Source organism: Micromonospora sp. NPDC047521, from assembly GCF_055587305.1.
The window spans coordinates 20,069-40,381 of sequence record NZ_JBVJGN010000012.1 but is presented as its reverse complement, the minus strand read 5'-3'; the positions used below and the strand labels follow the sequence as shown (position 1 = coordinate 40,381).

Below are 20,313 nucleotides of genomic sequence, written 5' to 3'. Positions count from 1 at the left end.
GCGGGTAGGTCGATGAGCGTAAGACGGATCATGGGCACCGAGGTCGAGTACGGCATCTCGGTGCCCGGTCAGGCCGGAGCCAACCCGATGGTCACCTCGTCGCAGGTGGTCAACGCCTACGGGGCGCGCCCCGAACTCAACAGGGGCGGGCGGGCACGCTGGGACTACGAGGAGGAGTCGCCGCTGCGCGACGCCCGTGGCTTCACCTACTCCGGGGCGGCCTACGACCCGGCGGAGGCGCTCGCCGACGAGGACCTCGGTCTGGCCAACGTGATACTCACCAACGGCGCACGCCTCTACGTGGACCACGCCCACCCCGAATACTCCACCCCCGAGGTCACCACCCCGCTCGACGTGGTGCGCTGGGACAAGGCCGGCGAGCGGGTGATGGCCGAGGCGTCCCGCCGGGCCGCCACCATCCCGGGCACCCAGCCGATCCATCTGTACAAGAACAACACCGACAACAAGGGCGCCAGCTACGGCGCCCACGAGAACTACCTGATGCGCCGGCAGACCCCGTTCGCCGACATCGTGGCGTACCTGACGCCGTTCTTCGTGACCCGGCAGATCGTCTGCGGCGCCGGCCGGGTCGGCATCGGGCAGGACGGCGGGCAGAGCGGCTTCCAGATCTCCCAGCGCGCCGACTTCTTCGAGGTCGAGGTGGGCCTGGAGACCACCCTGAAGCGGCCGATCATCAACACCCGCGACGAGCCGCACGCCGACGCCGACAAGTACCGCCGGCTGCACGTCATCATCGGCGACGCCAACCTCTCCGAGATCTCCACCTACCTCAAGGTGGGCACCACCGCGCTGATCCTCACCATGATCGAGGAGAAGGCGCTCGGCGCCGACCTCGGCATCGCCGACCCGGTCAGCGAGCTGCGGGCGGTCAGCCACGACCCCAGCCTGTCGCATCTGATGCGCATGCGTGACGGTCGCCGCCTCACCGCCCTCGACCTGCAGTGGGCGTACCTGGAGCGGGTCCGGTCCTTTGTCGACGACAGGTACGGCACCGACGCCGACGAGCAGACTGTCGACGTGCTCGACCGCTGGGAGAGCGTGCTCGACCGGCTCGGGCGCGACCCGATGCTCTGCGCCGACGAGCTGGACTGGGTGGCCAAGCTGCGGCTGCTGGAGGGCTACCGGGAGCGGGAGAAGCTCGGCTGGGGCTCGCACAAGCTCCAACTGGTCGACCTGCAGTACTCCGACGTCCGCCCGGAGAAGGGCCTCTACCACCGGCTGGTCACCCGGGGCGCGATGAAGACGCTGCTCACCGACGACGAGACGCGCCGCGCCATGACCGAGCCGCCGGAGGACACCAGGGCCTATTTCCGGGGCCGCTGCCTGGCCCAGTACGCCTCCGAGGTGGTCGCCGCGAGCTGGGATTCGGTGATCTTCGACGTGGGCCGGGAGTCGTTGGTACGGGTGCCGATGATGGAACCGGAGCGGGGCACCCGCGCGCACGTGGGTGCTCTGTTCGACCGCTGCGCCAGCGCGAAGGACCTTCTGGAAACGCTTACCGGCGGCTGAGAACCGGTACCTCCGCAGGGGATCACGCTGTGGCATGCTAGGCCGTCCCCCGAATCTTCGACCCACACGGTGATGCGATGCTCCCCTCTGCCCGGCAGGTTGGCCGGCGTGCGCTGACGGCTGTTCCGCTGTCGAACGCGTATGCCGGGCGCGCCAACAGTTTCGGCTTCCTGCGGCTCTGCTTTGCCGTAGCGGTCGTCCTCGCGCACACCGCGGTGATCGGGTACGCCCGACCGCTGACCGAGGTGGTCGACGTGGCGGGTCTGGGGGTCGCCGGTTTCTTCGGCATCTCCGGGTTCCTCATCACCCGCAGCGCCAGGCGTGCCAGCCTGCCCCGCTACCTGTGGCACCGCGCCCTGCGGATCTGGCCGGGTCTGTGGGTGTGTCTGCTGTTCATCGGCTTCGTGGTGGCCCCGATCGTCTGGTACGCCGAGCGGGGCAACGTGGACGGCCTGTGGCGGCACCCGGCCGGTGTGGTCAACTTCCTCCAGGCCAACTGGTGGGGTGGCTACCGCCAGCAGGGGATCATGGACGTCTTCCGGGACACGCCGTACGGCGAGCTGGTGCGTCGGAGCGTTCTGGACGGCTCACTCTGGACGCTCAGCTACGAGATCTTCTGCTATCTGATCGTGGCGTCGCTGGCCGTGGTGGCGGTGCTGCGTCGCGCCCGGTGGCTGGTGCTCGCCGCCGCCGTCCTCGTCTTCGGTCTGCTGCTGTGGAACCAGTACGAGGCTCTGCGCTTCGGCGGGTCGACGTACTTCACCAGCGGCTCGCTCGGCCCGCTGCCGCTGCTCGGCGCGCTCAGCAAGATCTGGTTCCTGCGTTTCGGCTTCATGTTCCTCGTGGGCGCCGTGGCGGACCTGTACAGCGACAAGCTGCCCATCAGCGACGTCCTCGGCGTGCTCGCCATCGTGGTGACCGGCTGGCAGACGCTCGAGGGTCACCTGTTCGGCCCGGCCCTGCTCGCCTACGAGTACGCGATCCTCTACCTCGCCGTCCGGCTGCCTCGTCTGCTGCATGTGGTGGGCCAGAAGAACGACTACTCGTACGGCATCTACATCTACTCCTTCGTCGTGCAACAGATGCTGGCCTGGCTGGGTGCGGCGGCCTGGGGCTTCGTCGGGTACTTCGCGGTGGTCATGATCTGCACCGTGGCCCTGGCCTTCCTGTCCTGGCATCTGGTGGAGAAGCAGGCCCTGCGGTTCAAGGACTGGACTCCGCGCATCCGTCGTCAGGCGCCGCCCGAGGACGCGTCGGTGCGGCCGTCGCGCGAGCCGGAGCGCACGCCGGAGTCCGGCCCGGTGCCGGTCACGGCGGACGCGTCGGCTCCCCGGGGCTGAACGCAACAGACGCGAACACTCCTGACGTGAGGGCTTTCTGTCGCCCGAGCGGGGTAGATTTCATGCCAGACGATCGTGGAGGAGACAGCCATGGCCACTCATGACAGCGGCGGCCAGTCGCAGTCCGGCAAGTCCCGTCAGGGCGAGGAGATCGAGGACGTCACCACCGAGGCCAACCCCGAGGTGGCCGAGCGGCACGCCGAGATCACCGAGGACGTCGACGACCTGCTTGATGAGATCGACTCCGTCCTCGAAGAGAACGCGGAAGAGTTCGTGAGGGGTTACGTGCAAAAGGGGGGTGAGTGAGCATATAGGGTCAATTCGGACATGGAACAAGTGGGCGATGATCGGGACGGGTTTCGTCGCTGCCGAGATTGCAGCGAGTGAAAGGCGCTCGATGAGTTCTGTGTGAGCACCAAGAGGCCGGGTGGGCGAGGTAGTTACTGCAAGCCCTGCTTCAACGAGCGGTCCAAGGCAAGCTACGCGGGTCGGGTAAGGGCGAAGTTCGACCGTGAAGTGCGCGAAGGTCGTGTCGTGCCGGAGGGGCACAAGTTCTGTCCGTCCTGCAACGCGGTCAAGCCATTCGATTTCTTCCCGCACAACCGGGCGGACGCCTCCGGTTATGCCACCTACTGCAAGCCCTGCCACAACACCAAGACCAGGGAAGCCAAAGAGCGGCTCTACGGCGGCGATCGCGAGTACCACCTGCGGCGGCGTTATGGCGTCGGGGAGAAGGAGTTCCAGGAGCTCCTGGCCGAACAGGGCGGGCTCTGCGCCATCTGTGGCGAGGCCGACCCGCAACATCTGGACCACGATCATCGCACCGGATGGGTGCGCGGGATACTCTGCTTCAACTGCAACGGTGGTCTTGGCCAGTTCCGTGACAGTCCCATGAGGCTGGCCAGGGCGATCACGTACCTGAGAGGAACCACGTGGCAGCGGGCTTTGATCCATCCGGGCGTCTACCAGATGTGTTCACCAACGCGGGGACGTCGTCCTTCACCACGTTTCTGAGCCGGGTGGCCCCCGAGATGCTGCCCGGCCGGCGACCCCTGCCCCCGGGCATGGCCGCCGACCTGGCGCCGCACGCGACCACCATCGTGGCCATCTCGGCCGCCGGCGGCGTGGTGATGGCCGGCGACCGACGGGCCACCATGGGCAACCTGATCGCCCAGCGGGACATCGAGAAGGTGCACCCGGCCGACGCGTACTCGCTTGTCGGCATCGCGGGCACGGCGGGCATCGGCATCGAGTTGATGCGACTGTTCCAGGTGGAGTTGGAGCACTACGAGAAGATCGAGGGCGCGATGCTCTCGCTCGACGGCAAGGCCAACCGGTTGGCCTCGATGATCCGCGGCAATCTGGGCGCCGCCATGCAGGGGCTGGCCGTGGTGCCGCTGTTCGCCGGCTTCGACCTGGCCGCGGGTGACGCGGCGACGGCGGGCCGGATCTTCAGCTTCGACGTGACGGGCGGCCCCTACGAGGAGACCGGGTACGACGCCATCGGCTCCGGCTCGCTCTTCGCCAAGTCGGCGCTGAAGAAGCGTTTCCGGGCTGGTCTGTCCGTCGAGGACGCGACCCGGCTCGCGGTCGAGGCGCTCTACGACGCCGCCGACGACGACACCGCTACCGGCGGACCGGATCTGACCCGCCGGATCTATCCGGTGGTGATGACCGCGACCGCCGAGGGCACCCGCCGGCTGACCGACACCGAGACGGCCGCGATCGCCGAGGGTGTGGTCGCCGGCCGGATGGAGAATCCGGGCGGTTGAGACCCGCGCCCCACCAGTCAGCAGTCGTCAGCACAGCGCCGTAAGGAGAATCGCCGCCGTGGCAATGCAGTTCTACGCCTCTCCCGAACAGATCATGCGGGACCGTTCCGAGTTGGCCCGCAAGGGCATCGCCCGGGGTCGCAGCGCGGTGGTCCTCAGCTACGCCGGCGGGGTCCTCTTCGTCGCGGAGAACCTCTCCAGCGCCCTGCACAAGGTCAGCGAGATCTACGACCGGATCGGGTTCGCCGCGGTCGGCAGGTACAACGAGTTCGAGAACCTGCGCCGCGCCGGCGTACGGATGGCCGACCTGAACGGCCTCAGTTACGACAGGCGTGACGTCACCGGCCGCGCCCTGGCCAACGCGTTCGCGCAGACGCTCGGCGCGATCTTCACCGAGCAGTCGAAGCCCTTCGAGGTGGAGATCTGCGTGGCGGAGGTCGGCCCGACCGCGGACGCCGACGAGCTGTACCGGCTGACCTACGACGGCTCGGTCAACGACGAGCCGGGCCGCATGGCGATGGGTGGCCAGGCCGAGGCGATCACCGGTGTGCTGAAGTCACAGCACCGCGCGGACATGTCCCTGGCCGAGGCGGCCAAGGTAGCGGTGCAGGCCCTGAGCAGCGTCGGTGGGGAGGGTGGCGCCGCCCGGACGATCGCCGCCAACCAGCTCGAGGTGGCCGTCCTGGACCGCCAGCGGGTGGGGCGTACGTTCCGTCGTATCACCGGCGCCGCGCTGACGGCGCTGCTGGACGGCGAGGTCGAGGCCGGCGGGCAGGCCGCCGGGGCGGGCGGCGGCGCGGAGCCCACCGTGCCGACCACTGAGGCGCACAAGCCGACCACGTCGGCGGGTTCGGCGGACCTCGAGGACCGGCCGGCCGAGGGCGGCGAACGCTAGGAATCGGCTATCACGCGGTGCCGGGCTCGTCGTCGAGCCCGGCACCGCGTGCTTCACCGGCGGCGCAGCAGCGGCCTGCTCAGCGCCCAGTAGCCGCCGGCGACCGCGTTGAAGACGCCCAGCCCGGCCGTGGTGGGCACACCTGAGGGCGTGACACGGCCGGTCATCAGCTCCGCGATGACCCCGTCCGGCACCCGACGTTCGGTCTGCAGCTGCCGCCGGCGGGCGCGTACCCAGCCGCGGTTGCGCCACAGCCAGCCCCAACCCCGCGCCTTCTGCCGGGACCATCCGCCGACGATCGCGGCGGTGAGCATGGCGACCTCGGTGAGCAGCAGCGCGGGTGACAGCACGACGAGGGTCCGTGCCTCGTACGCGGTGAGCAGGGTGACGAGCCGGTTCCGCTCGACGAGGTACAGCTTCAGGGCGTTTCGCGAGAACTCGTAGTGGTGCAGCACGACGGCGTCCGGCACGTACTCGAGGCGCAGGCCCCGCTGCCAGAGCCGCAGGCTGAGTTCGGTGTCCTCGTGGTACGCGAAGTACTCGGCGGCGAAGCCGTCGAGGTCCCGCCAGAGCTGACGGCTGATCACGAAGCAGCACCCGCTGAGCGAGGGAACGACCTTGCGCTGGGCGTGGGCGCTCGCCGGCTCGCCGTTTCCGCCGGCCCAGGAGAGGCCGGTGAAGTGCAGCGGGTTGCCACTGGTGTTGATCAACTCGGGCTGGTCGGCCAGCCGGATCGACGCCATCGCCGCGCCGACGCCCGGCTCGGCGGCCACGGCCGTCGTCTTCGCCACGGCGTCGGGTGCCACCACGGCGTCGGAGTTGACGAACACGAGCCAGTCCCCGGTCGCCTCGGCCGCGCCCACCCGGCAGCCGCCGGAGTAGCCGGTGTTCTCCTCCGGCCGCACCACCCGTACCCCGGGCAGGCCCTTGACGATGTCGATGCCGTCCCCCGTGCAGCCGTTGTCGACAACGATGAGGTCGACCTCGACGTCGGTACTGGCCAGCACCGCCCGAGCAGCGTCGACGAGGTACGGCTCCGGGCCGTAGGCGAGCATGACCGCGCTCACCCGTGGTCGGATCATCGGGTGCCTCCGGTGGGGCCGACAGCGACGGTGTCGCGCGAGGGGGCGAGGGGGGTGGTGGGGCCGGGACGGACGGCGTTGCGCAGCAGGAAGGCCATCACGGCCGCCACCATCACCGAGCCACTGGCGTACCCGATCTCGACGCGCAGGGCGACCGGGAGCGGGATGAGAGTGACGGCGACGAGGACCGCGACGCCGACGCACCAGGCGACGGCCTGCGCCCGGTGCCTGTTGAGCGCCAGCAGCACCTGGCCGAACACCATCGCCCACAGGTAGGCGAGCGTCGCGACGGCGAGCCAGGCGAAGTCGCCGTGGCCGAGGACGTCCGGGGCGTCGAACAGGGTGCGGACCAGCCAGGGACCGAGCAGGACGGCGAGGACCGCCCCGGCGACGCCGAGCGCGGTGACGACGCCCAGGGCCCGCCGGAGCAGACTCCGGAAGGCGGCGTGGTCACCTGTGGTGACTGCGGTGGCCAGGCCGGGCAGCAGCGACGCCTGGAGCGAGGCGAAGACGAACAGCGGGATCCGGACCAGGACGAGCGCGGACAGCAGGGCCCCGGCGGTGGCGGTGTCGCTCGGGTCGAGCAACTTCACGTTGATCACGCCGATGTTGACCACGACCTGCGCGAGGAGACTGGAGACCACGAGCAGACCCAGACCACGTACCAGTGTCGTCCAGGCCACGGCGGTGCCGCCGCCGGCCGCCCGCAGGACCGGCGGGGTGGTCAGCGCCACGCCGAGCAGGGGCGCGATGACCAGGACGGCGCCGAACCACACGGGCGAGGTGACGCCGGCGAGGCCGAGCAGGACGACCAGGGCGATGCGCAGCCCGCCGTCGAGGGCGAGTTGCGTGCCGTACCAGGGGAAGAGCTGAAGCCCGGCGAGCACGCCACGTGTGGTGTGCGCGACCGCCAGCGCGGCCAGCGCTCCGATGAGCACGGTGACCATCGTGCCGTCGCCGCCGAACAGCCGATCGGCGATCGGCTGGCGGGCGACGAGGATCAGCGTGACCAGCCCGAGCAGGATGGCTGCCGCGAGCAGACCACCCCGCGCCAGGACCGGACCGGCCGGCAGCCCCTGGCTGCGACGGGCGGCGATGATCCGGGCGACCTCCTGCTCGACGGGCATGAACATGCCGATGCCCAGGGTGAACACGATCGTCCAGAGCACCGAGAGCGAGTTGTAGTCCGCCTCGGTGAGGCTGTGCCCGGCCACTGCCAGATGCACGTAGGAGGCGAGCCCGAGAAGGGCCAGCCCGGCACCGACAGCGACGGTGCCGGGCGGGACCAGGCTCAGTAGCCGTCGAATCACCGGCGGATGAGCGCCAGCGTGAGCACCGCGAACGCGCGACCGAGGTAGATCATCGCCTTGGCGGGGGAGTGGCTGGGCGTGCCGGCCATCCGCTTGCGCATGGCCACCGGCACCTGCCGGATGCGGTAGCCACGCCGGGCGGTGTGCACGAGGGTCTCCACGGTGTCGCCGAGGTACTCGGCCGGGTACCACCCGGCGAACATCTCGATGACCCGCCGGTTGGCGGCCCGGAAGCCGGACGTGGTGTCGGTGAGCTTCGTGCGGGCCACCCGGGACAGCACGCCGGAGAGCATGACCATGGCCCAGCGGCGGGGGCCGCGGACGTTGTAGTCACCCTCGCCGGCGAAGCGCGCGCCGATGACCAGGTCGTTGTCGTCCAGCAGGTCGACGAGCTTCGGCACGTACCGGGGGTCGTGCTGGCCGTCGGCGTCGATCTGGATGGCGACGTCGTAGTCGTTGTCCCGGGCGTACCGGTAGCCGAGGCGCATGGCCCCGCCGACACCGAGGTTGTACGGCAGTTTCGCGACCCGGGCACCTGCGGCGGCGGCGACCGCGGCGGTGCGGTCGGTGGAGCCGTCGTCGACGACGAGCACGTCGACTCCGGGCAGCTCGCCGCGGACCTCGCCGACGACGTCGGCGATCGAGCCCGACTCGTTGAGGGCCGGAATGATGATCAAGGTGCGCTTGCCGTTAACCATCGGTGGACACCAGTTCGTCTCGGGCCGCCCGGTCCGCGTCGATCTGCGCGCGGAGCAGGGCGAAGTCTTCGGCCAGGGTGCGGGTCTCTTCTTCCAGGGCGCTTACCTCCCAGCTGAGGTGTACGCACACCAGCAGCAGGAAGACGATGCCGAGGAAGAGCACCAGGCTGACACCGGACGCGACGCCGAGGAGTTCGGCGACGTTGTCGAGCAGCCGGGGGAACAGGGACAGCGGAATCACGATGATCAGCACGGCGAGCCAGAGCATGCCGTACTTCTCCCGCAGCTGACGGCGGCGCAGCAGCTCGACGATGGTGCCGAGCAGTAGCAGGCCGGTCAGGCCGGTGACGAGGGTGAGCTTCATGCGACCTTCCACGGGGCGGGTGGAGCGGGGGAGTGGAACGCGTCAACCAGGGTGGAGTGCCAATCCGGAAGAGGCGGCAGACCCGCGACCGCCCAACGGCTGTGCCCTAGCACACTGTACGCCGGACGGGGGGCGGGACGAGGATACCGGTCGCTGGTGGTGGGTCGGATCCGGTCCGGGTCGAGACCGGCCAGCGTGAACGCGGCGCGGGCGAGCCCGTACCACGTGGTCTGGCCGGCACAGGTGCCGTGGTAGACGCCGGGCGCCGCCCGACCGTCCAGGGCGGCGTCGGCGAGCGCGACCAGCCGCTCGGCCAGGCGGTACGACCAGGTGGGCTGCCCGTGCTGGTCGTCGACCACCTCGAGGTGCTCGCGCTGGTCGGCGAGCCGCAGCATGGTGGCCACGAAGTTCGGCCCGTGCGCGCCGTACAGCCAGGCGGTGCGGACCACGTACCCGGCGTCCGGCAGCAGGCGGGCGATTGCCTGCTCGCCGACCAGCTTGCCGCGCCCGTACGCGTTGACCGGCGCGGTGGGCGCGTCCTCCGGGTAGGGGGAGTCCGCGTCGCCGGCGAGGACGTAGTCGGTGGAGACCTGGATCAGCCTGGTGCCGCCGGTGGCGCACGCCGCCGCGAGGTTCGCCACGCCATGGCCGTTGACGGCGGTGGCCGCCGCCTCGTCGGCTTCGGCGCCGTCGACGTTGGTCCACGCGGCGGCGTTGATCACCACGTCGTGCCCGGCGACCGCGGCGCGGACCGCGGCGGGGTCGGTGACGTCCAGGTCGGCACGGGCGGCGGCGGTGACCTTCAGGTCGGGCCGGGTCTCCAGGACGGTGACCAGGTCCCGGCCGAGCATCCCGCCGGCGCCGGTGACGAGGAGACGGGTCATGCGGTGGGCGCCGACTTCAGCGGCTCCCACCAGGCACGGTTCTCCTGGTACCAGCGCACGGTGTCGGCGAGGCCGTCCTCGAGGGTGATGCTGGGCCGGTAGCCCAGCTCCTCGCTGATCTTGGTGATGTCGAGAGAGTACCTGCGGTCGTGGCCCTTGCGGTCGGCGACGGGCACGACGCGGTCCCAGTCGGCGCCGCAGGCCTCCAGCAGACGGCCGGTGAGCTCCTTGTTCGTCAGCTCGGTGCCGCCGCCGATGTTGTAGACCTCGCCGGCGCGGCCCTTCTGCTGGACCAGGGCGATGCCCCGGCAGTGGTCGTGCACGTGCAGCCAGTCGCGGATGTTGCCGCCGTCGCCGTAGAGCGGAACCGTCCCGCCGTCGAGCAGGTTGGTCACGAACAGCGGAATGACCTTCTCCGGGAACTGGTACGGACCGTAGTTGTTGGAGCAGCGGGTGACGACCACGTCCATGCCGTGGGTGCGGTGGTAGGCCAGGGCCAGCAGGTCGGAGCCGGCCTTGGACGCCGAGTACGGCGAGTTCGGGGCCAGCGGCCAGGTCTCGGTCCAGGAGCCCTCGTCGATGGAGCCGTAGACCTCGTCGGTGGACACGTGCACGAACCGGCCGGTGCCGTGCCGCAGCGCGGCGTCGAGCAGGGTCTGGGTGCCCAGCACGTTTGTGGTGACGAACGGCGCGGCGCCGGCGATCGAGCGGTCGACGTGGGACTCGGCGGCGAAGTGCACGATCACGTCGTGGTCGGCGACGACCTCGTCGACCACGACCGGGTCGCAGATGTCACCCTGCACGAACCGCAGACGGGGATCGTCGCGGACGGGGTCGAGGTTGGCCCGGTTGCCCGAGTAGGTCAACTTGTCGAGCACGGTCACGACCGCCGGTTCGAGCGGTGGCACGCCGTCAGCGCTGCCCAGGGGCTTGCCCAGCAGCAGTCGAACGTACTCCGACCCGATGAATCCGGCTCCGCCGGTGACGAGGATCCTCACGGGTCCGAAAGTGTACGCGACGTTCGGCGCGGGCCGTGGGACGCGACCCCCGCGCACGTTCCGTATACATGCCGGTAGGCTTCGCCGGTGCGTGGAATCCTACTTGCCGGCGGCACCGGATCGCGGCTGTGGCCGATCACCCGGGCGGTGTCGAAGCAGCTGATGCCGGTCTTCGACAAGCCGATGGTCTACTACCCGCTCTCCACCCTGGTGATGTCCGGGGTTTCGGAGATCCTGGTGATCACGACCCCGGAGGACCAGGACCAGTTCCGGCGGCTGCTCGGCGACGGCAGTCAGTTCGGGCTGCGGCTGGAGTACGTCAGCCAGGAGCGCCCGGAGGGCATCGCGCAGGCGTTCATCCTCGGCGCGGACTTCATCGGCGACGAGGCGGTGGCGCTGATCCTCGGCGACAACATCTTCCACGGCGTGGGTCTGGGTCGGCAGCTCGCCGACCACGGTGACCCCGTCGGCGGTCGGGTCTTCGCCTACCAGGTCGCCAACCCGCAGGAGTACGGCGTGGTCGACTTCGACGCCGACGGTCGGGTGCTCTCGATCGAGGAGAAGCCGGCCCGGCCGAAGTCCCGTTACGCGGTGCCGGGGCTGTACTTCTACGACAACCGGGTGGTCGACATCGCCGGCAAGCTCACCCCGAGCGCGCGTGGCGAGCTGGAGATCACGGCGGTCAACGAGGCGTACCGGGAGACCGGGGAGCTGTCGGTGACCGTGCTGGACCGGGGCACCGCCTGGCTGGACACCGGCACGTTCACCTCGATGATGCAGGCCGCCGAGTTCGTCCGGGTGGTCGAGGAGCGGCAGGGTCTCAAGATCGGCTGTGTCGAGGAGGTGGCCTGGCGGGCCGGCCTGATCGACGACGATCAGCTGCGCGCGCTGGCCGCCCCGCTGACCAAGAGCGGCTACGGCGACTACCTGCTCGGTCTGCTGGCCGGGCGCGACGGCAACCCCGGGGCCTCCTGGTGAAGATCCGGCAGTTGAGCATCGAGGGCGCCTGGGAGATCAGCCCCCAGCAGCACGGCGACCCGCGCGGCATGTTCATGGAGTGGTACCGCTTCGACAAGCTCGCCGAGGCGGTGGGGCATCCGCTGCGCCTCGCCCAGGCCAACATGTCGGTCTCCGCGCGCGGCGTGGTGCGGGGCGTCCACTTCGCCGACGTCCCTCCCGGGCAGGCGAAGTACGTCACCTGCGTGCGTGGTGCCGTGCTCGACGTGATCGTTGACCTGCGGGTGGGCTCGCCGACGTTCGGCCGCTGGGAGGGCGTCCGGCTCGACGACACCGACCGCCGGGCGGTCTACCTCAGCGAGGGTCTGGGGCACGGCTTCTGCGCCCTGACCGACGACGCGACGCTGAGCTACCTCTGCTCGGCCACGTACAACCCGACAGGTGAGCACGCCGTGCACCCGCTGGACGAGGAGCTGGGCATCGAGTGGCCCGCCGAGGTTCCGCTGCTGTCCGCGCGCGACGAGGCGGCACCGACCCTCGCACAGGCCCGCGAGCGGGGGCTGCTGCCCGAGTACGACAACTGCCGGCGGTTCGTGGCGAGCATCGGCCCGGACGGAATGTCGCACTCAGCCGGTATGTGACCGCCCCCGCGGCACGACCTGTGGTCTGACAGTGACGAACCGGGCCTCCGGGCGGCTAATGTCACACCATGGAGCGGCGAATCTTCGGCCTCGAGACCGAGTACGGCGTCACCTGCACCTATCGCGGGCAGCGGCGGCTGTCCCCGGACGAGGTCGCGCGGTATCTGTTCCGTCGCGTGGTCTCCTGGGGTCGGTCGAGCAACGTCTTCCTGCGCAATGGGGCCCGGCTCTACCTGGACGTCGGGTCGCATCCGGAGTACGCCACACCGGAGTGCGACTCGGTGACCGACCTGGTCGCCCACGACCGGGCCGGCGAACGGATCCTGGAGGGTCTGCTCGTCGACGCCGAGAAGCGGCTGCACGACGAGGGCATCGCGGGTGAGATCTACCTGTTCAAGAACAACACCGACTCGGCCGGCAACTCGTACGGCTGCCACGAAAACTATCTGGTCTCCCGGCACGGCGAGTTCGGCAGGCTCGCCGACGTGCTCATCCCGTTCCTGGTCACCCGACAGCTGATCTGTGGAGCCGGCAAGGTCCTGCAGACCCCGCGCGGCGCGGTCTACTGCCTGTCGCAGCGGGCCGAGCACATCTGGGAGGGCGTCTCCTCGGCGACCACCCGCAGCCGCCCGATCATCAACACCCGCGACGAGCCGCACGCCGACGCCGAGCGCTACCGGCGCCTGCACGTGATCGTCGGCGACTCCAACATGAACGAGGTCACCACGCTGCTCAAGGTCGGCACCGCCGACATCGTGCTGCGGATGATCGAGGCCGGGGTCGTCATGCGCGACCTGTCGCTGGAGAACCCGATCCGGGCCATCCGGGAGGTGTCGCACGACATCACCGGCCGACGCAAGGTGCGGTTGGCCTCCGGCAAGGAGGTCAGCGCGCTGGACATCCAGCAGGAGTACCTGGCCAAGGCCACCGAGTTCGTCGAGCGCCGCGGCGGCGACCAGGCCGCCAAGCGGGTCGTCGAGCTGTGGGGCCGGGTGCTGCACGCGGTGGAGACCGGTGACCTGGAGCCCGTCTCGCGGGAGATCGACTGGGTCAGCAAGCTGCGGCTGATCGAGCGGTATCAGCGCAAGCACGACCTGCCGCTGTCGCACCCCCGGGTCGCGCAGATGGACCTGGCGTACCACGACGTGCGGCGCGGCCGTGGCCTCTACGGGCTGCTGGAGCGCCGCGGCGAGGTGGACCGGGTGGCCACCGACCCGGAGATCTTCGAGGCCAAGGAGACCCCGCCGCAGACCACGCGGGCGCGGCTGCGGGGCGAGTTCATCAGGCACGCGCAGGAGAAGCGGCGCGACTTCACAGTCGACTGGGTGCACCTGAAGCTCAACGACCAGGCGCAGCGCACCGTGCTCTGCAAGGACCCGTTCCGGGCGTACGACGAGCGCGTGGAGCGGCTGATCGCCAGCATGTGACGGGTCGGGCCGGCCCTGGCGGTGGTGTCGGGGCCGGCCCGGTAGTCTGGGCGCGCCATGACGACTTCTGGACCTTCCGACCGCCCCGGGGGCGGCACCGAGCGGCAGAACTGGGTCGAACGTCGGCGGGAGAAGATCCGCGCCGAGATCGAACGGAACCGCCGCGGCGAGTACACAGTGCCGACCTGGGTGCTGGCCCTCGCGCTGGTCCTCATCGTCGGCGGCTGGCTGGCCCTGATCTTCCTGGCCTGAGCACTGGTGGCCGGCGGGCCGGTCAGGGGAGCCGGGTGACGGCGTGCCGGCCGGCCGCGGCGGCGGCCACGAAGTAGGAGTGGTCGGCGTCGAGGCCACGGCCCATCGTGGACAGCGGCACGACGCTTGCCCGCAGCGCCGCGTCGAGACCCGCCGTGGGCACCCGGACGATCCGGTGCCGATCAGCCAGCGGCGCCAGCGCGGCGTCCACCTCGGCGGCGAGAGCCGGCTCCAGGTCGTCGGGGACCACCAGCTCCGCCGGGGCGAGCGCGACCCGGCCGTACGCGGTGAGGCTGTGGTGTGACACGCCCCGGTGCCGGGGGCGGGGGTCGGCGGCGGAGATCCGCAGCGAGCCGACCGGTCGGCCGCCCAGCGTGGCGACCGCGTTGACCGCCTCGCCGACGGCCACCCCGGAGAAGCCCCACCGGGTGCCCGTGCCCAGGTTTCCGGGCCCCTGCGCGACCACTGCCAGGTCGGCGTCGAGCACGTGCCGGGCGGCGAGCAGGCCGCCGTGCAGTGTGGTGGCCTCCAGGTCGCCGCCGAACGCCTGCCCCACGGTGATCGTGCCGGCCAGGTCGGCGCGCAGCCCGGCGAGGGTGCGGGAGAACCAGGCCGGCAGCGCCCCACCGTCGGTGAGCAGGTACGCCACCCGGGCGTGCGGGGCGTCGGCGCGGATGCCGGCCAGGATCGCGGGCAGTGCCGAGTGCAGGTCGGCGGTCACCACAGGCATGCCGTGCAGGTCGTCGGCGTCGGCGAGGACGGCGCGGTGCGGGGAGGCCTCCTCGTCGACGCCGAGCAGGATCGGTTGCAGCGGCGTGTAGCGGGCCTTGACGAGGTGCCCGGCGTCGCGGGTGTCCCCGGCGTCCGGCGGGTCCGGCGGCAACCGGTCCGGCAGGGCCACGACCAGGGCGTACCCGCCGGTGCCGAGCCCCATCAGCAGCGCGCCGGCGTTGAGCAGCACCCGGTCGCCGGGCTCGGGGGTGCCTACCAGTTCCGGGTACGCAAGCGCCCGCATCCGCGTGCCGTCGGGCAGGTCGACGTCCAGCTCCACCGCCCCGGTCCACTGCCGTCGCAGCGTCGCCACAGTCCCCGTACGCCATCGCACCATGACGGGCACGCTAGCCGCGCGTGCCGGGCGGGCCGCGCCCGGGTGCGGCGCTCGGCCGGTTCAGCTCGGCGCGGGATCTCCGCCGGCGTCCGGGCTCGGCCGGGCCTGGGTGTCCCGGGCGCCCCCGGTCGCGCCGGGCAGCGAACGGGTCGGATCGAGAAAGACGAAGCGGATCTCCGGGTACCGGTCGGTGAGCCGCCGTTCGGCCTCGTCGGCGGCGGCCTCGATCTGCGCGCCGGTGGCCTCGTCCCGGAAGTCGACCTTGGCGGCGACCAGGATGTCGTCCGGGCCGAGCTGCATGGTCAGCAGCGTGTCGATGCGCTCCACCTCGGGCAGCCCGGCCAGCTCCCGCTCGATCGCCCGGCGCAGCCGGTCCGGCACCGCCCGGCCGACAAGCAGCGACAGGTTGTTGCTGGCGAGGATGCCGGCCACGGTCAGCAGCAGCAGACCGATGAGGATCGACGCGACGCCGTCCCACAGCTCGTCGCCTGTGGCGTGCGACAGGCCGACTCCGAGGCCGGCCAGCAGCAGGCCGATCAGGGCCGCGCTGTCCTCCAGGAAGACCGCCTTGACAGTGGTGTCGGCGGTCAGCCGCAGGAACCGCCGCGGGGTCGTCTCCCAGCGCCGGGACTCGCGGCGGACCTGGCGTACGGCGCGGGCCAGCGAGATCGACTCGATGACGAACGACGCCGCCAGCACGACGTACGAGATGAGGAAGTCGCCGCTGTGCTCGTGCACCAGGATCGTCGTGACGCCGTGGGTGACGGCGAAACCGGCGCCGGCGACGAACGTGAACATGGCGGCGAAGAACGCCCAGACGTAGCTCTCCTTGCCGTACCCGAAGGGGTGCCGCTGGTCGGCCGGTCGGGCGCCGCGGCGCAGCGCCTGGAACAGCAGCACCTCGGTGGTGGTGTCGGCGACCGAGTGTGCGGCCTCGGAGAGCATCGCGGCCGACCCGGAGATCAGCCCGGCGATCAGCTTGGCCACCGCGATGGCGAGGTTGGCGGCGCCCGCGACGACGACGGTGCCGACGCTCTCGCTCTCCGGTCTGGCCCCCGCCTGCGACATGAGGATCACCCTATGACCGGTGGCGACGGGGCGCTCGGCTAGTGGTCCGGGACACCACCGATCCGAACAAGTGTGCGGCACGCCCGCGTGGGTGCACGTCACGGGCGCGTCGGCTGCTAGCGTCTACCCGTGTCGCGGACCCGCACCGAACGCCTGGTCAACCTGGTGATCTGCCTGCTGTCCACGCGACGGTTCCTGACCGCCGCGCAGATCGCCGCGACCGTGCCCGGTTACGAGCACGATCCGGACGACGCTCGTGACCACGAGGCGTTCCAGCGCAAGTTCGAACGGGACAAGGCCGAGCTGCGTGAGCTGGGCGTGCCGTTGGAGACGGGGACGGCAAGCGTCTTCGACGCCGAGCCCGGCTACCGGATCGCCCACCGGGAGTACGCGCTGCCCGACATCCCCCTGGAACCGGACGAGGCCGCAGCCGTGGGCATCGCCGCCCGGCTGTGGCAGCACGCCGGGCTGGCCGCCGCCGCGTCGTCCGGGCTGGCCAAGCTGCGCGCCGCCGGGGTGGACGTCGACCCGCAGGCCACTCTCGGCCTGGAGCCGATGGTCACCGTCGACCCGGCGTTCGCGCCGCTGACCGCCGCCGCCCGGGACCGCCGGGAGGTGGGTTTCGACTACCGGGTGCCGGACCGCGACGCGCCAAGCCGTCGCCGGCTCCAGCCGTGGGGCGTGGTCTGCTGGCGTGGCAGGTGGTACGTGGTGGGTCACGACCTGGACCGGGCGGCGACCCGTTGCTTCCGGCTGTCCCGGGTGGTCGGCGCGGTGCGGGTGACCGGTGCGCCAGGCGCCTACCAGCCGCCGGCCAACGAAGACCTGATCAGCCACGTGGCCCGCTGGTCGGGGCCGGTGGAGCGCACCGGTCGGGCCACCGTGCTGGCCGCGTCGGGCCGGGCCGCCGGGCTGCGCCGCTGGGCGGTCGAGGTGACCGCCGGGTCGGACGGCGACCGGCTGGTCCTTCCGTACGCCGACCCGGACTCGCTGGCCGGCCACCTGGTCGGGTACGGCCCGGACGTGCGGGTGCTCGACCCGCCGGAGGTCCGCGAGGCGGTCATCCAGCGACTCAAGGAGATCGCCGTGCGCCACGACGAGCTGGCCGGCGCCGGAGGTGCCCGGTGACCCGCCCCGCCGCCCGGGGCGGCTCCCGCGCGTCCGCCGACCGGCTGGCCCGACTGCTCAACCTGGTGCCCTACCTGCTGGCCCGCCCGGGCATCGAGATCGCCGAGGCGGCAGGTGACCTGGGTGTCACCGAACGGCAGCTCCGGGAGGATCTGGAGCTGCTCTGGGTCTGCGGTCTGCCCGGGTACGGCCCCGGTGACCTCATCGACATGGCGTTCGACGGTGACCGGGTGACGATCACCTACGACGCCGGCATCGACCGGCCGCTGCGGCTCACCCCCGACGAGGCCCTCGCGCTCGTGGTGGCGCTGCGGATGCTCGCCGAGACACCCGGGGCGGCCAACCGGGACGCCGTCGAACGCGCCCTGGCGAAGATCGAGGACGCGGGCGACCTGGTGGGCGCACCGGTGGCGGTACGGCTGCCGGGGGACACCCGGCGGGTGGAGGCGCTGCGCGCCGCTGTCGAGGGCGGCAGGGCCCTGCGGATCACCTACTACACGGCGGCCCGGGACGAGACCACCGAGCGCGTGATCGACCCGCTGCGGGTGCTGATGGTCGGCGGTCGGGCGTACGTCGAGGCGTGGTGCCGGCGCGCGGAGGCGGTCCGGCTGTTCCGGGCCGACCGCATCGACGCCATCACCGAACTGGACGAGCCGGCCACCGTTCCCCCGCAGGCCGTGCCGCACGACCTCACCGAGGGCGTCTTCCGTCCCTCTCCGGATCTGCCGCTGATCACCCTGCGGATCGGCCGGGGCGAGCGGTGGATCACCGAGTACTACCCGTGCGAGCGGGTGGAGGCCGGCGACGGCGACCAGTGGCTCGTCTCGCTGCGGGTGACCGACCTGGGGTGGGCGCGTCGGTTCGTGCTCGGCCTCGGCCCGGAGGTCACAGTGGTCTCCCCGCCCGAGCTGGCCGAGCAGGTCCGGGCCACGGCGGCCGCCGCGCTCGACGCGTACGCCGTGCCGGTGCCCCCGGCCGTGCCCCGGCCGCCCGAGGCCGACGCGGACAGCGCGCCGTCGGGTGACCGGGCGGTGGCCGGCCGCACCCAGTAGGCTGACCGCCGTGCTGATCTGGATCGTGCTCGCGGTGGTGCTGCTCCCGCTCGTGGTGTTGGCGCTTGCCGTGCGCCCGGTGCTGGCCCGACTGCCCCGGCTGCGTCGCGCCGCGGTGGCGTTGCAGCGGCGGGCCGCCGAGGCCGAGACGTTGCGGGATTCCGCCGAGGCGTTGCAGGCGCGCGCCGAGGGGGTCCAGCGGCAGCTCGACACCGCGCAGCAACGACTCGCGGTGATCAAGGCCAAGCGCGGCTGACGACGCGGGCGGCCAGCGCGGTTGACGGATCATCGGACGTTGGTCAAGACTTCACCGGCCGGGCCGGACCACCACCGCCCGGCGGGTGGCATCCGACCGATCCGCACGTACGATGGGCTGCGTACCACCCCCGGACACAGAGCGACTGGAGCTTCTCATGGGTGCCCTCAAGCCGTGGCACATCGCAGTTCTCGTGGTTGTGCTGATCCTGCTCTTCGGTGCGAAGCGGCTTCCCGACGCGGCCCGCTCGCTCGGCCGTTCGCTGCGGATCATCAAGGCCGAGACCAAGAGCCTGCAGGACGACGACCGCGACCTCGCCGAGAAGGCCGACGCGCAGGCCGGCTACCAGCCGCTGCCGCCGCATGCCGGGCAGCAGGCGCCGTACGCCGGGCAGCCGCAGCAGGCGCCGTACCAGGCCCCGCCGCAGCAGCCGGTCGTCGACCCGGTGCACCGCGTCCGCGACAACTGACCGAAGGGCCCGAGTCCCGTGGCCTTCGCCCTGCGTAAACGCGGCCCGAGCAGTTTCGAGCGGGCCGCCGACGGTTCGATGACGCTCATCGAGCATGTCCGCGAGCTGCGCAACCGTCTCTTCCGCGCGTCCGTGGCGATCCTGATCGGCTTCGGCCTCGGCATCTGGCTGGCCAAGCCGGTGCTGCACCTGCTCCAGCAGCCCTACTGTGACCTGCCGCAGGCCAGGATCGTCAACGGCAAGTGCGAGTTCGTGCAGCTCGGCCCGGCCGACCTGTTCCTGCTCAATCTGAAGGTCGCGCTCTGGGTCGGGTTGATCGTGGCCGCGCCGGTCTGGCTCTACCAGCTGTGGGCGTTCATCGCGCCGGGCCTGCACCGGCACGAGCGGCGGTACGCGTACTTCTTCACCGCCCTGGCCGCGCCGCTGTTCGCGGCCGGCGCGGTGCTGGCGTACTTCGTGACGGCCAAGGGCCTGGAGTTCCTGCTCAGCATCTCGGACAGCGAGATCAGCACGACACTGGAGATCACCAAGTACATCTCCTTCGTCACCAACCTGATCCTGCTGTTCGGTGTGGCGTTCGAGTTCCCGTTGATCGTGTTGATGCTCAACTTCGTGGGCATCGCCAGCGCGAAGCGGTTGCTCAGCTGGTGGCGCGTGGCGATCTTCGTGTTCTTCGCGTTCTCCGCCGTGGTCACTCCCACCCCGGACCCGTTCGGGATGACCGCACTGGCGATCTGCCTGTCGGCGCTCTACTTCGGCGCGGTGGGCATCGCGTTCCTCAACGACCGGCGGCGGGGGCGCGGCAAGGAGATCTACGCCGGCATCGACGACGACGAGGTTTCGCCGCTGGAGTACGACGCGGATCCGGTGGTGGCCGGGCAGCGGGTCGACGCGACCGCGCCGATCGGTGTTCCCGAGCCGATCGCCCCTCCCGCACCGATCGAGCGTCGGTACGACGACATGACCTGACGGTCCCGCGCCGCCAGGTTCACCGACGCCGTCCCCGCCTGCCGGGGGCGGCGTCGTCGCGTCACGCCGAGCGCCGACGACAGGACTGGTCGTGACGGCGCCCGCCCCCGGTG

At 71.2% G+C, this 20,313-nt stretch carries 23 protein-coding genes; 15 read left to right on the top strand and 8 right to left on the bottom strand.

The window, feature by feature from the left end:
• Window positions 1-12 precede the first annotated feature (12 nt).
• The 6 genes from dop to prcA all read left to right on the top strand — a co-directional run bounded on the left by dop (window position 13) and on the right by prcA (window position 5,537).
• Window positions 13-1,530: a depupylase/deamidase Dop gene (gene dop / locus ACZ6N8_RS23950; protein WP_364365359.1), complete on the top strand. Its 1,518-nt coding sequence runs from the start codon at window positions 13-15 to the stop codon at window positions 1,528-1,530.
• A 77-nt stretch (window positions 1,531-1,607) separates the two neighbouring features.
• On the top strand, window positions 1,608-2,870 hold the full coding sequence (locus ACZ6N8_RS23945; protein WP_466012778.1) for an acyltransferase family protein: 1,263 nt from the start codon (window positions 1,608-1,610) through the stop codon (window positions 2,868-2,870).
• A 90-nt stretch (window positions 2,871-2,960) separates the two neighbouring features.
• On the top strand, window positions 2,961-3,176 hold the full coding sequence (locus tag ACZ6N8_RS23940; protein WP_088948111.1) for a ubiquitin-like protein Pup: 216 nt from the start codon (window positions 2,961-2,963) through the stop codon (window positions 3,174-3,176).
• A gap of 102 nt (window positions 3,177-3,278) precedes the next feature.
• Window positions 3,279-3,884 carry an endonuclease VII domain-containing protein gene (locus ACZ6N8_RS23935; RefSeq protein WP_466012777.1) on the top strand — a complete coding sequence of 202 codons (606 nt, stop codon included), beginning with the start codon at window positions 3,279-3,281 and terminating at the stop codon, window positions 3,882-3,884.
• Window positions 3,803-4,642: a proteasome subunit beta gene (gene prcB, locus ACZ6N8_RS23930; protein WP_357991453.1), complete on the top strand. Its 840-nt coding sequence runs from the start codon at window positions 3,803-3,805 to the stop codon at window positions 4,640-4,642. Before ACZ6N8_RS23935 ends, prcB begins: the two co-directional genes overlap by 82 nt.
• Window positions 4,643-4,700: 58 nt before the next feature.
• Window positions 4,701-5,537, top strand: a complete 837-nt coding sequence (gene prcA / locus ACZ6N8_RS23925) for a proteasome subunit alpha (RefSeq protein ID WP_364365349.1) — start codon at window positions 4,701-4,703, stop codon at window positions 5,535-5,537.
• A gap of 53 nt (window positions 5,538-5,590) precedes the next feature.
• Here the strand turns inward: prcA and ACZ6N8_RS23920 are convergent, their stop codons facing one another.
• Genes ACZ6N8_RS23920 through rfbB form a run of 6 tightly spaced genes read right to left on the bottom strand, consistent with a single transcriptional unit; the run spans window position 5,591 to window position 10,873 of the window.
• The gene (locus ACZ6N8_RS23920) at window positions 5,591-6,619 is read right to left on the bottom strand and encodes a glycosyltransferase family 2 protein (protein WP_466012776.1); all 1,029 of its coding nucleotides are present in this window, start codon (window positions 6,617-6,619) and stop codon (window positions 5,591-5,593) included.
• A complete protein-coding gene (locus ACZ6N8_RS23915) occupies window positions 6,616-7,929 on the bottom strand; it encodes a lipopolysaccharide biosynthesis protein (RefSeq protein WP_466012775.1) in 1,314 nt (437 codons plus the stop codon). Before ACZ6N8_RS23915 ends, ACZ6N8_RS23920 begins: the two co-directional genes overlap by 4 nt.
• Window positions 7,926-8,627 carry a glycosyltransferase family 2 protein gene (locus ACZ6N8_RS23910; protein ID WP_354828841.1) on the bottom strand — a complete coding sequence of 234 codons (702 nt, stop codon included), beginning with the start codon at window positions 8,625-8,627 and terminating at the stop codon, window positions 7,926-7,928. The genes ACZ6N8_RS23915 and ACZ6N8_RS23910 overlap by 4 nt, the downstream gene beginning before the upstream one ends.
• Window positions 8,620-8,991, bottom strand: coding sequence for a DUF2304 domain-containing protein (locus tag ACZ6N8_RS23905; RefSeq protein WP_139584287.1), 372 nt, complete (start codon window positions 8,989-8,991; stop codon window positions 8,620-8,622). The genes ACZ6N8_RS23910 and ACZ6N8_RS23905 overlap by 8 nt, the downstream gene beginning before the upstream one ends.
• A complete protein-coding gene (gene rfbD / locus ACZ6N8_RS23900; protein WP_466012774.1) occupies window positions 8,988-9,875 on the bottom strand; it encodes a dTDP-4-dehydrorhamnose reductase in 888 nt (295 codons plus the stop codon). Before rfbD ends, ACZ6N8_RS23905 begins: the two co-directional genes overlap by 4 nt.
• A complete protein-coding gene (gene rfbB / locus ACZ6N8_RS23895; protein ID WP_466012773.1) occupies window positions 9,872-10,873 on the bottom strand; it encodes a dTDP-glucose 4,6-dehydratase in 1,002 nt (333 codons plus the stop codon). Before rfbB ends, rfbD begins: the two co-directional genes overlap by 4 nt.
• An 87-nt stretch (window positions 10,874-10,960) precedes the next feature.
• On the opposite strand from rfbB, the gene rfbA reads away from it, so the two are divergent.
• The 4 genes from rfbA to ACZ6N8_RS23875 all read left to right on the top strand — a co-directional run bounded on the left by rfbA (window position 10,961) and on the right by ACZ6N8_RS23875 (window position 14,150).
• A complete protein-coding gene (gene rfbA, locus ACZ6N8_RS23890; RefSeq protein WP_466012772.1) occupies window positions 10,961-11,851 on the top strand; it encodes a glucose-1-phosphate thymidylyltransferase RfbA in 891 nt (296 codons plus the stop codon).
• Window positions 11,848-12,471 (top strand): dTDP-4-dehydrorhamnose 3,5-epimerase, encoded by a 624-nt coding sequence (rfbC, locus tag ACZ6N8_RS23885; RefSeq protein ID WP_364365331.1) that lies wholly within the window; start codon window positions 11,848-11,850, stop codon window positions 12,469-12,471. Before rfbA ends, rfbC begins: the two co-directional genes overlap by 4 nt.
• Before the next feature lie 68 nt (window positions 12,472-12,539).
• Complete coding sequence (gene pafA / locus ACZ6N8_RS23880) at window positions 12,540-13,898, top strand: Pup--protein ligase (protein ID WP_089021075.1); 1,359 nt, start codon at window positions 12,540-12,542, stop codon at window positions 13,896-13,898.
• 57 nt (window positions 13,899-13,955) lie between these two features.
• The gene (locus tag ACZ6N8_RS23875; RefSeq protein WP_139584292.1) at window positions 13,956-14,150 is read left to right on the top strand and encodes a hypothetical protein; all 195 of its coding nucleotides are present in this window, start codon (window positions 13,956-13,958) and stop codon (window positions 14,148-14,150) included.
• Window positions 14,151-14,172: 22 nt separating this feature from the next.
• Here the strand turns inward: ACZ6N8_RS23875 and ACZ6N8_RS23870 are convergent, their stop codons facing one another.
• Both ACZ6N8_RS23870 and ACZ6N8_RS23865 read right to left on the bottom strand, forming a co-directional pair.
• Window positions 14,173-15,258, bottom strand: coding sequence for a DUF3866 family protein (locus ACZ6N8_RS23870; protein ID WP_387122244.1), 1,086 nt, complete (start codon window positions 15,256-15,258; stop codon window positions 14,173-14,175).
• A gap of 60 nt (window positions 15,259-15,318) precedes the next feature.
• Window positions 15,319-16,326: a cation diffusion facilitator family transporter gene (locus ACZ6N8_RS23865; RefSeq protein WP_466012771.1), complete on the bottom strand. Its 1,008-nt coding sequence runs from the start codon at window positions 16,324-16,326 to the stop codon at window positions 15,319-15,321.
• A gap of 129 nt (window positions 16,327-16,455) precedes the next feature.
• Here ACZ6N8_RS23865 and ACZ6N8_RS23860 point away from each other — a divergent pair, with 129 nt between their 5' ends.
• The 5 genes from ACZ6N8_RS23860 to tatC all read left to right on the top strand — a co-directional run bounded on the left by ACZ6N8_RS23860 (window position 16,456) and on the right by tatC (window position 20,200).
• Window positions 16,456-17,454 (top strand): helix-turn-helix transcriptional regulator, encoded by a 999-nt coding sequence (locus ACZ6N8_RS23860; protein WP_466012770.1) that lies wholly within the window; start codon window positions 16,456-16,458, stop codon window positions 17,452-17,454.
• Complete coding sequence (locus ACZ6N8_RS23855; protein WP_466012769.1) at window positions 17,451-18,506, top strand: helix-turn-helix transcriptional regulator; 1,056 nt, start codon at window positions 17,451-17,453, stop codon at window positions 18,504-18,506. The genes ACZ6N8_RS23860 and ACZ6N8_RS23855 overlap by 4 nt, the downstream gene beginning before the upstream one ends.
• A gap of 10 nt (window positions 18,507-18,516) precedes the next feature.
• Window positions 18,517-18,762: a hypothetical protein gene (locus tag ACZ6N8_RS23850; RefSeq protein ID WP_364365310.1), complete on the top strand. Its 246-nt coding sequence runs from the start codon at window positions 18,517-18,519 to the stop codon at window positions 18,760-18,762.
• 157 nt (window positions 18,763-18,919) lie between these two features.
• Window positions 18,920-19,231, top strand: a complete 312-nt coding sequence (tatA, locus tag ACZ6N8_RS23845; protein WP_139584298.1) for a Sec-independent protein translocase subunit TatA — start codon at window positions 18,920-18,922, stop codon at window positions 19,229-19,231.
• An 18-nt stretch (window positions 19,232-19,249) separates the two neighbouring features.
• Window positions 19,250-20,200, top strand: a complete 951-nt coding sequence (gene tatC, locus ACZ6N8_RS23840) for a twin-arginine translocase subunit TatC (protein ID WP_466012768.1) — start codon at window positions 19,250-19,252, stop codon at window positions 20,198-20,200.
• Window positions 20,201-20,313 lie beyond the last annotated feature (113 nt).